This is a genomic window from Mesorhizobium sp. 2RAF45, assembly GCF_052115225.1.
Classification (GTDB): Bacteria; Pseudomonadota; Alphaproteobacteria; order Rhizobiales; family Rhizobiaceae; genus Mesorhizobium; species Mesorhizobium jarvisii.
This window is the reverse complement of record NZ_JBFRGG010000019.1, coordinates 16,788-28,813: the sequence shown is the minus strand read 5'-3', so window position 1 is coordinate 28,813 and position 12,026 is coordinate 16,788. Positions and strand designations below refer to the sequence as shown.

The window sequence follows — 12,026 nt, the reverse complement described above, 5'->3', positions numbered from 1 at the left end:
CGGGCATGAATGATCCGGCCAATACCGGCAAGCGCCTGCTCCTGGTCGCGGCCTGCGCGCTGGTCGATACCGACGGCCGCGTGCTGCTTGCGCAGCGGCCCGAGGGCAAGCAGCTTGCTGGCCTGTGGGAATTTCCCGGCGGCAAGGTCGAGCCCGGCGAGACGCCGGAACAATGCATCATCCGTGAATTGCATGAGGAGATCGGCATCGAGACCGAAATCCCGTGCCTGGCGCCGCTTACCTTCGCCAGCCATTCCTATGACGACTTCCATCTGTTGATGCCGCTGTTTGTCTGCCGCCGCTTCCGTGGCATCGCCCAGCCCCGGGAAGGGCAGGCGCTGAAATGGGTGCGGCCAAGAGAGATGCGTGACTATCCGATGCCGCCGGCCGACGCGCCGCTGATTCCGTTCCTGATCGATCTGCTCTGAGGATTTGTTTTGACGCAATTCCCAAGGGAAAGCGCTCCGCGTCCCGGGAAAGCCGCTTCACATTTTTCCTGGAATTGCTCTGAGGAGCGGCCACGGCCCATATCAGCCAGCGTTAATAGAAGATTTATCTCATCATGAAAAATTGATGCATGGCCGTGTCGTCGCGGCCGCGTCGCGGATTGGCTGGGGAGCGATAGGATGAGCCTGGACAGGGATTGGGATTCGATCCGGCCCGACCGCGGCTTTCGTGCCGCAGATGCGGGCATGGGCATCCTGCGCGTGACACTGCTGTTCGGCTCGGCCGCGGTGGCGCTGGCGCTGATCGCGACCCCTTTCCTCGACAGCCAGACGCGCTCGCAATCGGCGCGCGATGATTTTCCCGGTGGTCTCGACATGACGGCCACCGGCTCGATCAGCCATCGAACCACCTATACGGTGCGCCGCAGCGTGTTGCAGGCGCAGCCCGGTTCGGTCTGCATCATCGGCTCCGATGGCAGAACCAGCGGCGACTGCTGACATGGTTGGAATTTGCAAGAGGGTGGCGGTTTCACCGCCTGTTAAGGCTTTGCCGTTAACCTTTCTTAACAGGTCGGCGGTAAGGTCCTTGGCGAGGGGATCGAGGTGATGAAACCAGTGCTGCTGCATTTTCTGAAAGACGAAACCGGCGCCACGGCGGTCGAATATGGCTTGATCATAGCTGTGTTGTCGCTGACCATCGTCGCCGGCATCAGTCAGGTGTTCAACTCCATCACCTGGCTGTTCAGCAACAATAGCAGCCGGCTTGCGAACGCGTTCGCACCCTGATCGGGCTGTCCACGGCCGACCCGATCATTGCCCGTCGGGAGCCTAAAGTATCGTCTTCAGCGAGACTTTGGCTGAACCCGGTTTCAGCGGTTTCTGCTGCGATGCATCGGGCGCCCAGCCGGACATCCAGACCATCGAGAAACTTGCCCGGATCCGGCCGTCGGCGTCGGAAAACCGCTCGGCATAGATTTCCGCGGCACGCGCAAACAGTCTGCGTGTGCTCGGCCGCCGGCTGCGATCGGTGAGGGCGCTGGTTTCGCCCATGGCGCGCAGATCGGCCATCAAAGCAAACAGATTGGCATAGCGCACCGTCACGGTCTCGACATCGGCGACCGGCAGGGCAAGACCGGCGCGCTGCAGCAGCGCACCGGCGTCGCGCACGTCGGTGAAGGGGATGACGCGGGGGCTGGCGCCGCCGTAAAGCTCGGTCTCGGCCGCAAGCAGGCTCTCGCGCAGCTCGCCGAGCGTGCCGGCGCCGGCGAAGGCGCCAAGAAAGAGCCCGTCCGGCCGAAGCGCGCGGCGGATCTGGATCAGCATGCCGGGAATGTCGTTCATCGCCTGCAGCGACAGAAGCGACACCGCCAGATCGAGGCTTGCCGGTTCGAAGGGCACGGTTTCCAGTGGTGCGACCATGCCGGCGGCACCCGTCAGGAAAACCGTGTCCGTCTCGACGCGGACGATATCCGCCACCTTGCCGCTCGCGGCGAGCACACCGGCCGCGGCCGACGTCTGGCAGAACAGCACCGCCGCCTTGTCGAACCGGCGCTCGACGGCGCCCAGCCGGTCGGCAAGGTCCTCGGCGGCGCGGTTCATCAGGAAATCGGCACCGTCGACCGGATGGCTTAGCGCGCGCCGCTTGTGCGCCAGCCACAAAGAGGTATCCATAATAGGCTGCAAACGGGTGGATCCTTGTTTGTCCACGCCCTGATATACTTGGTACACTCGGTGCGGAGAACCAACCACGTGGCCGATCCGACGCCAGAGATCAAGTCCATCGGGATCAGGAACCTCGCCCGATCGGCCTTCGGCTGGCCGGCGCGCATGCTGTTTCCGCCGGTCTGTGCCGGCTGCCGCCGGCATGTCTCGCAGCCGGGCGTGCTGTGCGGCGCCTGCTGGCCGAAGCTGCGGCTCTTGGAACGGCCCTGGTGCCCGGTTATGGGCACGCCGTTCACCAACCATATGGGCGAGGGTTTTCTGTCGGCCGAGGCGATCGCGGATCCACCACCCTTCGAGCGGGCGCGGGCAGCCGTCGCCTATTCCGGTGTCGCCCGCCAGATGGTGCAAGGGCTGAAATACCAGGATCGCACCGATCTGGCACCTTGGATGGCGCGCTGGATGGTGCGCGCCGGCGCCGATCTCATCGCGGAAGCCGATGTGGTGGTGCCGGTGCCGCTGCACTGGCGGCGTTTCTTCCGGCGGCGCTTCAACCAGTCGGCGGAACTGGCGCGCGCGGTCTGCGAGCTCAGCGGCCTGTCTTTTGCGCCTTCCGCCATGCAGCGGGTGAAACTCACTCGCCAGCAGGTCGGGCTCGAGCGGCAGGAGCGCGAGGAGAATGTGCGGGCCGCTTTCCGCGTGCCGGCCGAGGCAGAGATCCAGATCGCCGGCCGCAGGGTGCTTCTGATCGATGACGTCTACACCACGGGCGCCACCGTGCGCGCGGCCACCAAGGCGCTGAAAAGGGGCGGTGCCGCCACCGTTGACGTGCTGACCTTCGCGCGCGTGTTGCCGGGGGACTTCCGGGCGGACGAGTCCGTGACTATATAAGTCGGCAACGAAAGCGGAATGCATCATGGTCGATGTCACGATCTATACGCGTATGATGTGCGGCTACTGCACGGCGGCCAAGCGGCTGCTGGAGCGCAAGGGCGTCGCCTATACCGAGCATGACGCTTCGTTTTCGCCGGAATTGCGCCAGGAGATGATCTCGCGCGCGCACGGCCGCACGACCTTTCCGCAGATTTTCATCGGCAACACGCATGTCGGCGGCTGCGACGACCTCCACGAGCTGGAGGCCGAAGGCCGGCTGGACAGGCTGCTCGCCAACGGCGCGACGATTTGAGGGTATGATGATGGGTGTTTTCAAGGCTGCGGCGGTCCAGATGCGTTCCGGCGAAAGCCCCGAGCGCAATGCGGTCGATCTCGAACGGCTGGTGCGTGAAGCGGCCGGGCAGGGCGCGACCTATATCCAGACGCCGGAAATGACCGGGGCGCTGATCCGCGTCAAGCAGGCGCGTGCCGCCTCCTTCACCTCCGAGGACAAGGATATCATCGTTGCGACCGCACGTGGATTGGCGCGCGAACTCGGCGTCTTCCTGCATATCGGCTCCACCGCCATCCTGCGCGCCGACGGCAAGCTCGCCAACCGGGCGCTGTTGTTTGGTCCGGACGGCGCGACGCTCGCCACCTATGACAAGATCCACATGTTCGACGTCGACCTCGACAATGGCGAAAGCTGGCGCGAATCCGCCGCCTACGAACCTGGCACCGAGGCCGTCGTGACCGAGGTTGCGGGCGCCAAGCTTGGTTTTGCGGTCTGCTACGACCTGCGTTTCCCGCAGCTGTTCCGGACCGAGGCGCTGGCCGGCGCCGATGTTTTGACCGTGCCCGCCGCCTTCACCCGACAGACCGGCGAGGCGCACTGGCATGTACTGCTCAGGGCCCGTGCCATTGAGAACGGCGCCTTTGTCGTCGCCGCCGCACAAGGCGGCCTGCATGAGGATGGCCGCGAAACCTATGGCCATTCGTTGATCGTCGACCCGTGGGGCCGCATCATTGCCGAAGCCGCGCATGACGAGCCTGCGGTGATCGTCGCCGAGATCGACCCGGCGCAGTCGCTTGCGGCCCGCAAGAAGATCCCCAATTTGAAGAATGCACGGGATTTCACCATCAATGCCGGCGCGGTGGATGCGCCGCGACTCAGGGGTGCTGCCTCTTGATCCGCTTTTCCCTGATCTGCGAAAACGAGCACGAGTTCGAGGGCTGGTTCCGCAGCAATGACGATTTCGATACCCAGAAGAAGCGCGGCTTTGTCGATTGCCCGAGCTGCGGCTCGCACAAGGTAGAGAAAGCCCTGATGGCGCCCGCCGTTTCCACGGCCCGCAAGCAGGAGACCATAGCGCTCGCCATGGGCGAGGCGCAGAAGCAGGCCCTGGCGCAACTCAAGGCGATGGCCGAGAAGGTGCGCGAGAATGCCGACTATGTCGGCGACAAGTTCGCCGAGGAAGCGCGAAAAATCCATTTCGGCGAGGCCGACCCGCGCGGCATCTATGGCGAGGCGACGCTGGAAGAGGCCAAGGGGCTGGCCGAGGATGGCGTCGATTTCATGCCGATCCCGGTGTTTCCCGACGACCGCAACTGAACGTTCAGCTCACGCTGCCTATCAATTTCTCAAGCAGGTGCGAGAGCGTTTCCCGTTCCGCCGGCGTCAGGCCCGCAAGAATCTCGTGCTCGTTGGCGACATGAGCGGTCAGGGCCTCGTCGATCAAGGCGAGACCCTTCTCGGTAAGCTGCACGACGATGCCGCGCCGGTCGTTGGGGTGCGGGCCGCGCAGGATCAATCCGGCTTTTTCCAACCGGTCGAGCCGATTGGTCATGGCCCCGGATGTCACCATGGTCGCTTCATAGAGATCTGTCGGCGTCAGTGCGTAAGGTGAGCCTGAGCGGCGCAGCGTTGCCAGCACGTCGAACTCGCCGGCTTGCAACCCGAAACGGGCAAACAGCGGCGCCAGGCGATCACGCGCGATCAACGACGAGGCTTCGTTCAATCGCCCGAGCACGCCCATCGGCGAGACATCAAGGTCCGGCCGCTCCCGTTTCCACTGTTCGATCGCCTTTGCCGCGCGATCCATCTGTCTCACCGCTAAATATCTTGATGTTAAGAATCTTTGTGTTATCTTATCTCAAGGTACAGCGCCGGCCAAGCGCCGCAAGTGCCAAATTTCACGATTGAGTGACGGGACCATCCGATGAAATTTCTCTGGGATTCGGCGCTCGGCCTGCTGGTCGTTACCGGCGGCCTGCTCGGCCTGACACTGCCCTTCGGCAAGCTCGCCACGGCGGCCGGCGTGCCGGCCATGGTCTGGGCCTTCGTCATCTCGCTCGGCGCCGGCGGCGTGCTTTTGTGCGTGCTTTTGCTGCGCGGCCAGCGTATCCGGCTCACCGCGCACACACTGCGCTATTTCTTCGTCACGGCGGCAGTGTCCTATGCCCTCCCCAATCTCTTGATGTTCTCGGCCATACCGCATCTGGGCGCCGGCTATACCGGCATCATGTTCACGTTGTCGCCCGTCGTCACGCTGGTGTTCTCGATCCTGCTGCGCGTCCGGCGCCCGAACATGCTGGGCATATCAGGCATCGCCGTCGGTTTCGTCGGGGCCGTGATGGTCGCGGCGACGCGCGGCGAGGCCGGCCAGCCGGCCGATATGTTCTGGGTGGTGGTGGGGCTGCTGATCCCGGTCAGCCTTGCAGCCGGCAATATCTACCGCACCGTCGACTGGCCGGAAGGCACCGGCCCGATCGAGCTTGCCGTCGGCAGCCATCTGGCGGCGGCGACGCTGCTGCTCGCCGGCATTCTCGCTCTGTTCGGCATCAAGGCCTTCGCGCCGCTCGGCGGCGTTCCGCTGGTCGTCATCGCGCAGGTTGCGTCGGCGTCAGCGATGTTTGCCTTCTTCTTCCGGCTGCAGGCGGTCGGCGGCCCGGTCTATCTCAGCCAGATCGGCTATGTGGCGGCCGCGGTTGGGCTGTTTGCCGGCACGATCTTCCTTGGCGAGCACTATCAGCTGCTGACCTGGGCCGGCGCCGCCATCATCACCGCCGGCGTCTTCATCACCACGAAGGCGCAGAGCCAGGCCGTCGCGAAGCCGCAGCCTGCGTAAACGTCGTCAAAGTTTTCCGCCGCCGTCGGCGTCGCCGCCGGGCTCCGGCCTTGGATGCCGGCGGCGGTGCGTGGCGGCGGCCCGCGCCGCCTGTTCGTAGATGCCGGTCATCAGCTCGAGCGTACGCGCGACGTCTTCGAGCTTGTCGGCCATTTCGGGAATGCGCGTCACGGCGTCGATAAGCAGGACGGAGCGGATGTCGGCATAGCGCTCGGTCACGCGATGCCCGAGCGGCGTCACTTCGTAGGTGACGCCTGACCTGCCGCTGCCGGTGCGGGTGATCAAACCGCCCTTCAGCAGTTTGCGCAGGCTGTACTGGATGTTGGGGATGTCGTCGCGGTTGGTCATCTGGGCAAGATCGCGCACGCTTTTCGGGCGGTCGTTCATGCGGATGATGTGGAGCAGTGCGTTCTCGGGTCCGCTGGCGGAAAACTCGATCACCGTGGCGAGGCATTCAGCCTGCCAATGGCCGAATGCCTCGTAGGAGCGCATCAGTGCGTACTCGACTTCGGTGACGTCGATCTCCAGCGGCGTGCGCGCCAGATGCCAGCCGCGATCCAGCAACTCGGCCTGTGTTTCCAAAGATTTGCGCCGTTCGTTCATCTGCCTGTCCCCTGAATCAGCATGCGCTGATCCCGGTGATTGCGTCCACATGAATTTATGATAGACTTTCTATTATAAATTATAAGCAAAAAAATGAGGAGAACACCGCCAATGAGCATGCTCGACAAGACCGCGCCTCACGCGCAGCCCTTCTTTCTCGGCACTTTCGCGTCCAATTGTTCCGGCGGCATGACCGTCACCAAGGTTCCCGAGCGCTGGGCCAGTTCCTGGGACAACAATCTGCGGCTGGCGCATCTGCTCGACGAGGCCGGCATCGACTTCATGCTGCCGATCGCACGCTGGATCGGTTATGGCGGCGAGACCAATTTCCACGGCAACGTGCTGGAGACGATCACCTGGGCGGCCGGGCTTCTGGCGCTCACCCGCAACATCACGGTTTTCGCCACCACCCATACCGCGGCCAACCATCCCGTGGTCGTTGCCAAGCAACTGGCGACCATCGACCAGATCAGCCGCGGCCGCATCGGACTCAACATCGTCGCCGGCTGGAACAAGCCGGAATATGAGGCACTTGGGCTGACGCTGCCCGATGACCATGTCACGCGCTACGGCTATGCCCAGGAATGGTTCGATATTGTCCAGGCGCTGTGGGAGCGCACGGAAGCCTTCGACTGGGACGGCACCTGGTTCAAACTCAGGAATGTGCTTGGGGACCCGCGTCCGTCGTCACGGCCGCCGATCCTCAATGCCGCCGGGTCGGAGGAGGGCCGCAAATTCGCGGTCCGCAACGCCGATTTCCTGTTTACGCCGGCGATCGACCTGGCGCGCTCCAAGGACGAGATCATTGCGCTGAAGGAGCAGGCGAGGGCCGCCGGCAGCGATGTCGACGTGCTGACCTTTGCCCATGTCGTCTGCCGCCCGACCGAAAAGGAGGCCACGGACTATCTCGAACATTTCGGCCGCGCCAATGCCGACTGGGCGGCGGTCGACAATCTGGTCCGGCTGCAATTCGCCCATGCGCAGTCGTTCCCGCATGATCTCCTGGCGCTCATTCGCGACCGCATGGCGGCCGGCCATGGCGGCTTCCCGCTCACCGGCACGCCCGAGCAGGTCGCCGACGGGATCACCGCCTTGCATGCGGCAGGCTTTCGCGGCTCGACATTGTCCTTCGTCGATTATGTCGAGGAATTCCCCTATTTTCGCGACACCGTGCTACCCATTCTCGAAGAGAGAGGCATTCGCATCGCACCGGCCGCGATGCGGTCGGCGGCTTAGCAAAGAAGCGACGAGGCAATGTCCATGACAGAAGCTCCGGTCAGCGTCGCCGACTTCCGCGCCGCCATGCGGCTCATCGTCGGCAATGTCAGCGTCATCACCGCCGGTGCCGGCGACGACCGGTCCGGCCTTGTCGTCATTTCGGTGGTCTCGCTGTCGGCCGAACCGCCCAAGGTGATCGCTTGCGTCAACCGATCGTCATCGACCTGGCCGGTTATCGAGCGCTACCGGCATTTCGGCGTCAATTCGCTGGGGCCTCAGCATCAAGCCGTGCCGGAGCGTTTCTCCGGCTTTGGCGGCATCAAGGGCAAGGACCGCTATGACGGCGCCGAATGGGTGACGCTTAAGACCGGAGCCGCGCTGCTTTATGACGCCGTGGCCGCCTTCGACTGCAGCCTCGACGAGATGATCGACCGCGGCACGCATTCCATCGTGATCGGCTCGGTCGAGGCGGTGCGCACCCGCGATGCCGGCCAGGCGCTGATCTATTGGCTGGGCGGCTACCGACCCCTCAGCACTGAATAGCGTAAGAGCGGATCAGACGGATCCCTTCTCCGCCAGCACCATGTAGTTGACGTCCATGTCCTTCGATCGCGCCCAGCGGTCGGCAAGCGGATTGTAGGTGACGCCGGTGCGGTCGATGATCGTCAGGCCGGCGCCGCCGAGCGCCTTCTCCAGTTCTTCCGGGCGCACCAGCTTGCCGAACTGGTGGGTGCCGCGCGGCAGCCAGCGCAGCACATATTCAGCACCAATGATGGCGAGACCCAGCGCCTTCAGCGTGCGGTTGATGGTGGCCACGAACATGATGCCGCCGGGCCGGACCATCTGGCCGCATTTGGCGACGAACAGATCGATGTCGGCGACGTGCTCGACCACTTCCATGTTGAGGATGACGTCGAATGTCTCGCCGGCGTCGGCAAGATCCTCGGCCGTCGTGGCTCGGTAGTCGACGATCACATTGCCTTCGGCTGCGTGCAGTTTCGCCACTTCGATGTTTGTCTCGGAGGCGTCCGCTCCCACGACCTCGGCGCCAAGCCGCGCCATCGGCTCGCACAAAAGACCGCCGCCGCAGCCGATATCGAGGATGCGCAGCCCCTCGAACGGCCGCGCGGCACGCGGGTCACGGCCGAAGCGCGTCGCTATCTGGTCGCGGATATAGGAAAGCCGGACCGGATTGAATTTGTGCAGCGGACGAAACTTGCCGTTCGGGTTCCACCATTCGGCGGCAAGGGCGGAAAAGCGTTCCACTTCTCCGGCATCGATCGTCGATCGTCGGGGTTCTGGCATTGGTTGGTCTCCTCGAACGCTAGGAAGTCGGGCGTGGAGGCGGGAAAGTCAAGGCAACAATTTTCCTCTGCCGACAGGGCGGAGCATCCTGTCAGGGCATGTCAGCTGTCGCGTACGGCGGTGAAACACAATTGGCCCGGCGGGCGAATGAAGGGCATCGTTTGGATTCGAAGGAGTGCACGATGAAGGTCATGACGGCTTCGATCCTTTGGCGCAGGCTGGATGTGGAAGGCCACGACGCCTGCCTGCTGTCGCAAGGCGATGGCGGGCACAGCCTCCAGGGACAAGCCATCTTCGTCCAGGACGGCAAGCCATGCTGCCTTGCCTATGAGGTGATTTGCAACGCCGGCTGGCGCACGCGATCGGCGCGGGTCGACGGTTTTCTCGGCATGCGCAAGCTGCACTATGCCATTGAACGACGTGCCGACGGCGAGTGGACGCTGAACGGCGAGCCACAGCGGGAAGTCACCGGCCTTGTCGATGTCGACCTCGGCTTCACGCCGGCATCGAACCTGTTGGCGATCCGGCGGTTCGACCTCGGTGTCGGCGAGACGACGCCCGCTCCAGCCGCCTATCTGAGCTTTCCAACATTCGAGATGGTGCTTCTCGAGCAAAGCTATCGGCGTCTCGACGAGACCCGCTACGCCTACACCGCGCCCATGTTCGGTTATGAAGAGATCCTTGGTGTCTCGCCGCACGGCTTCGTCTTCGACTATCCCGGCCTGTGGACAAACGTGGCTGCCTCAGGCTGAAGGAAGTCCCGGCGCGGCCTATTTCGCGTCCAGCACGTCGCGCAGCTTGGCTTCGAGTTGCTCGATGGTGAACGGCTTGGCCAGGAAGTGAACGTCATGGTCGAGCACGCCGTTATGGACAACGGCATTCCTGGTGAAACCGGTGGTGAAGATGACCTTCAGGCCGGGTTGGCGTGCGACCGCCTCCTCGGCGAGCTTGCGGCCGTTCATCGCAGGCATGACGATATCCGTGAAAAGCAGGGCGATGCCCGATGTCGCCGCCAGCTTCTGAAGGGCCTCCTGGCCACTTCCAACGTGGATGACCGTGTAGCCGAGTTCGCGCATGGCGTCTGTCGTGGCGGCCCGCACGCGGGCGTCGTCCTCGACGACGAGGATCGTCTCGGTGACCTTGACGGTGCTCTTGCCGCGCCCGGCGGGTGCCGCCGGCTCCTCCGGTCCGAAAAACCGGGGCAGATAGATCCTTATCGTCGTGCCTTGGCCCGGTTCGGAGTAGATCTTGACGTGGCCGCCCGACTGCTTGACGAAGCCGAACACCTGGCTCAGCCCAAGTCCCGTGCCCTTGTTGACCGGCTTGGTCGTGAAGAAGGGTTCGAAGGCCTTGGCGATGACCTCGGGCGACATGCCGGTGCCGGTGTCGGTGACCGCGATCATCACATATTGGCCTGGCGTGACTTCGGCATGTGTCGCGGCATAGGCGTCGTCGAGGTGGCTGTTGGCGGTCTCGATGGTCAACTTGCCGTCATTGTCCATGGCGTCACGGGCGTTGACGGCAAGGTTGAGGATGGCGTTCTCGATCTGGCTGGGGTCGGCGTGGGTTTTCCACAGGCCGGCCGCCAGCACGGTTTCGACGCGTATGCCCTCGCCCAGCGCACGGTGGAGAAGGTCGGACATGCCGGTCACCAGCCGGTTGGTATCGACCACCTGCGGCGCAAGCGGCTGCAAGCGCGAGAAGGCAAGCAGCCGGGAGGTCAAATTGGCGGCACGGCCGGCTGCATCCGTCGCAGCCTCGACGAATTTCTCGATGTCATTCTCGCCACGCTTCAGCTTGCGCTGGGCAAGGTTCATGGCGCTGAGGATGACCGCCAGCATGTTGTTGAAATCGTGGGCGATGCCGCCTGTCAGTTGGCCGACCGCCTCCATCTTCTGCATCTGGCGGATCTGGGATTCGGCCTTCTCGCGCGTGTTGATCTCGTTGCCGAGCTCGATGTTCTTGCGCATCAGCTCTTCCTGGGCGGTGGCGACCTCGCGGAAGCGGCGGCGGGATTGGCGGATCGTGTAGGCACCGAGCAGGAAGATCGCGACGAGGGCCGCAAGCGAACCGACACGCAGCCAGGCCTCGACCTGGTCCGTGTGCTCGTCGCGCGCTGCGATGTCGGCGGCGCCGATGCGCCGGATGGTGTCCATGCTGGCGCGGATCTCGTCCATGGCGGCCTTGCCCTGGCCGCCGCGGACGAGTTCCAGCGCCTTCGACGCATCGCCCTTGTCGTAGAGGGCGATCGTCTCGGACAGTTCAGCCTGTTTTTGCGCCAGCGCGTCCTTGATGTGGCTGATCTGCGGGGCGAGCTGATCGTTGGATGATGTCATGGCATCGATGCGGGCAAGTTGCCCCGGGATTGCATCGACAGCCTTCTGGTACGGTTCGAGATAGGATTTCTCGCCGGTCAGCAGATAGCCGCGCTGGCCGGCCTCGGCATCCTGCGCCAATGAAAGCAGCCCTGAAAGCTGCTGCTGGTATTCGATTGTCTCGCGCGCGGCGGCACGATTGGCCCTTTGTCCCTCGACCAGCAGGGCACGGGTGCCGACGATCAATGCCAGCACGGCGAAGCCGGCGACAAGCGGCAGCGATTGCAACCGCATGGCGCGCCGAAGACGAGCAATCATCTGTTATGCCGAACCAAAAGGAATTCCCCGCGGGCAGCATTTGGTAAGCGGCGCGGACCCGGATGGCAATATGGCGTCTTGTTGAAGCCGGCATTCCGCTGCCAGCCTTGCGAAACCCAAAGCATTTGGCTAAGGAGGCCGCGCATTCAGCGGCCGGCGCC

16 protein-coding genes are annotated in these 12,026 nt (G+C 63.9%); 11 read left to right on the top strand and 5 right to left on the bottom strand.

Annotated elements, in window-relative coordinates:
• Window positions 1–5 precede the first annotated feature (5 nt).
• The 3 genes from mutT to AB4Z43_RS30525 all read left to right on the top strand — a co-directional run bounded on the left by mutT (window position 6) and on the right by AB4Z43_RS30525 (window position 1,232).
• Window positions 6–428, top strand: a complete 423-nt coding sequence (mutT, locus tag AB4Z43_RS30535; protein ID WP_038649912.1) for an 8-oxo-dGTP diphosphatase MutT — start codon at window positions 6–8, stop codon at window positions 426–428.
• 198 nt (window positions 429–626) lie between these two features.
• On the top strand, window positions 627–944 hold the full coding sequence (locus AB4Z43_RS30530; protein ID WP_038649910.1) for a hypothetical protein: 318 nt from the start codon (window positions 627–629) through the stop codon (window positions 942–944).
• A 108-nt stretch (window positions 945–1,052) separates the two neighbouring features.
• Window positions 1,053–1,232, top strand: a complete 180-nt coding sequence (locus AB4Z43_RS30525; protein ID WP_019861361.1) for a Flp family type IVb pilin — start codon at window positions 1,053–1,055, stop codon at window positions 1,230–1,232.
• Window positions 1,233–1,274: 42 nt separating this feature from the next.
• On the opposite strand, the gene AB4Z43_RS30520 is transcribed toward AB4Z43_RS30525, so the two are convergent.
• The gene (locus AB4Z43_RS30520) at window positions 1,275–2,129 is read right to left on the bottom strand and encodes a methyltransferase domain-containing protein (protein WP_038649908.1); all 855 of its coding nucleotides are present in this window, start codon (window positions 2,127–2,129) and stop codon (window positions 1,275–1,277) included.
• A 66-nt stretch (window positions 2,130–2,195) separates the two neighbouring features.
• Between AB4Z43_RS30520 and AB4Z43_RS30515 the strand changes: the two genes are divergently transcribed.
• Genes AB4Z43_RS30515 through AB4Z43_RS30500 form a run of 4 tightly spaced genes read left to right on the top strand, consistent with a single transcriptional unit; the run spans window position 2,196 to window position 4,590 of the window.
• Window positions 2,196–2,996 (top strand): ComF family protein, encoded by an 801-nt coding sequence (locus tag AB4Z43_RS30515; protein ID WP_441940473.1) that lies wholly within the window; start codon window positions 2,196–2,198, stop codon window positions 2,994–2,996.
• Window positions 2,997–3,021: 25 nt separating this feature from the next.
• The gene (grxC, locus tag AB4Z43_RS30510) at window positions 3,022–3,291 is read left to right on the top strand and encodes a glutaredoxin 3 (protein ID WP_038649905.1); all 270 of its coding nucleotides are present in this window, start codon (window positions 3,022–3,024) and stop codon (window positions 3,289–3,291) included.
• Window positions 3,292–3,301: 10 nt separating this feature from the next.
• On the top strand, window positions 3,302–4,168 hold the full coding sequence (locus AB4Z43_RS30505; RefSeq protein ID WP_441940471.1) for a carbon-nitrogen hydrolase family protein: 867 nt from the start codon (window positions 3,302–3,304) through the stop codon (window positions 4,166–4,168).
• A complete protein-coding gene (locus tag AB4Z43_RS30500) occupies window positions 4,165–4,590 on the top strand; it encodes a DUF1178 family protein (protein ID WP_441940469.1) in 426 nt (141 codons plus the stop codon). The genes AB4Z43_RS30505 and AB4Z43_RS30500 overlap by 4 nt, the downstream gene beginning before the upstream one ends.
• A 4-nt stretch (window positions 4,591–4,594) precedes the next feature.
• Here the strand turns inward: AB4Z43_RS30500 and AB4Z43_RS30495 are convergent, their stop codons facing one another.
• Window positions 4,595–5,080 (bottom strand): MarR family winged helix-turn-helix transcriptional regulator, encoded by a 486-nt coding sequence (locus AB4Z43_RS30495; protein WP_038649901.1) that lies wholly within the window; start codon window positions 5,078–5,080, stop codon window positions 4,595–4,597.
• 117 nt (window positions 5,081–5,197) lie between these two features.
• On the opposite strand from AB4Z43_RS30495, the gene AB4Z43_RS30490 reads away from it, so the two are divergent.
• On the top strand, window positions 5,198–6,106 hold the full coding sequence (locus AB4Z43_RS30490) for a DMT family transporter (protein ID WP_441940467.1): 909 nt from the start codon (window positions 5,198–5,200) through the stop codon (window positions 6,104–6,106).
• A gap of 6 nt (window positions 6,107–6,112) precedes the next feature.
• On the opposite strand, the gene AB4Z43_RS30485 is transcribed toward AB4Z43_RS30490, so the two are convergent.
• On the bottom strand, window positions 6,113–6,709 hold the full coding sequence (locus tag AB4Z43_RS30485) for a winged helix DNA-binding protein (RefSeq protein ID WP_064981685.1): 597 nt from the start codon (window positions 6,707–6,709) through the stop codon (window positions 6,113–6,115).
• A gap of 111 nt (window positions 6,710–6,820) precedes the next feature.
• Between AB4Z43_RS30485 and AB4Z43_RS30480 the strand changes: the two genes are divergently transcribed.
• A complete protein-coding gene (locus tag AB4Z43_RS30480) occupies window positions 6,821–7,945 on the top strand; it encodes an LLM class flavin-dependent oxidoreductase (protein ID WP_019861353.1) in 1,125 nt (374 codons plus the stop codon).
• 24 nt (window positions 7,946–7,969) lie between these two features.
• Window positions 7,970–8,470: a flavin reductase family protein gene (locus AB4Z43_RS30475; protein ID WP_441940464.1), complete on the top strand. Its 501-nt coding sequence runs from the start codon at window positions 7,970–7,972 to the stop codon at window positions 8,468–8,470.
• 12 nt (window positions 8,471–8,482) lie between these two features.
• Here AB4Z43_RS30475 and ubiG read toward each other — a convergent pair whose 3' ends face one another.
• Window positions 8,483–9,232 carry a bifunctional 2-polyprenyl-6-hydroxyphenol methylase/3-demethylubiquinol 3-O-methyltransferase UbiG gene (gene ubiG, locus AB4Z43_RS30470; protein ID WP_038649897.1) on the bottom strand — a complete coding sequence of 250 codons (750 nt, stop codon included), beginning with the start codon at window positions 9,230–9,232 and terminating at the stop codon, window positions 8,483–8,485.
• 182 nt (window positions 9,233–9,414) lie between these two features.
• On the opposite strand from ubiG, the gene AB4Z43_RS30465 reads away from it, so the two are divergent.
• Window positions 9,415–9,984, top strand: a complete 570-nt coding sequence (locus tag AB4Z43_RS30465) for a putative glycolipid-binding domain-containing protein (protein WP_441940462.1) — start codon at window positions 9,415–9,417, stop codon at window positions 9,982–9,984.
• A gap of 18 nt (window positions 9,985–10,002) precedes the next feature.
• Here AB4Z43_RS30465 and AB4Z43_RS30460 read toward each other — a convergent pair whose 3' ends face one another.
• Entirely contained in the window at window positions 10,003–11,841 is a 1,839-nt protein-coding gene (locus AB4Z43_RS30460; protein WP_020629050.1) for a CHASE3 domain-containing protein, read from the bottom strand.
• Window positions 11,842–12,026 lie beyond the last annotated feature (185 nt).

Bases quoted from the DNA above. Each gene is read 5' to 3' on its own strand.
- AB4Z43_RS30505 (WP_441940471.1), top strand. From the start codon at position 3,302: ATGGGTGTTTTCAAGGCTGCGGCGGTCCAGATGCGTTCCGGCGAAAGC.
- AB4Z43_RS30480 (WP_019861353.1), top strand. From the start codon at position 6,821: ATGAGCATGCTCGACAAGACCGCGCCTCACGCGCAGCCCTTCTTTCTC.
- AB4Z43_RS30530 (WP_038649910.1), top strand. From the start codon at position 627: ATGAGCCTGGACAGGGATTGGGATTCGATCCGGCCCGACCGCGGCTTT.
- AB4Z43_RS30475 (WP_441940464.1), top strand. From the start codon at position 7,970: ATGACAGAAGCTCCGGTCAGCGTCGCCGACTTCCGCGCCGCCATGCGG.
- AB4Z43_RS30490 (WP_441940467.1), top strand. From the start codon at position 5,198: ATGAAATTTCTCTGGGATTCGGCGCTCGGCCTGCTGGTCGTTACCGGC.
- AB4Z43_RS30465 (WP_441940462.1), top strand. From the start codon at position 9,415: ATGAAGGTCATGACGGCTTCGATCCTTTGGCGCAGGCTGGATGTGGAA.
- ubiG (WP_038649897.1), bottom strand. From the start codon at position 9,232: ATGCCAGAACCCCGACGATCGACGATCGATGCCGGAGAAGTGGAACGC.
- AB4Z43_RS30485 (WP_064981685.1), bottom strand. From the start codon at position 6,709: ATGAACGAACGGCGCAAATCTTTGGAAACACAGGCCGAGTTGCTGGAT.
- grxC (WP_038649905.1), top strand. From the start codon at position 3,022: ATGGTCGATGTCACGATCTATACGCGTATGATGTGCGGCTACTGCACG.
- AB4Z43_RS30495 (WP_038649901.1), bottom strand. From the start codon at position 5,080: ATGGATCGCGCGGCAAAGGCGATCGAACAGTGGAAACGGGAGCGGCCG.
- mutT (WP_038649912.1), top strand. From the start codon at position 6: ATGAATGATCCGGCCAATACCGGCAAGCGCCTGCTCCTGGTCGCGGCC.
- AB4Z43_RS30460 (WP_020629050.1), bottom strand. From the start codon at position 11,841: ATGCGGTTGCAATCGCTGCCGCTTGTCGCCGGCTTCGCCGTGCTGGCA.
- AB4Z43_RS30525 (WP_019861361.1), top strand. From the start codon at position 1,053: ATGAAACCAGTGCTGCTGCATTTTCTGAAAGACGAAACCGGCGCCACG.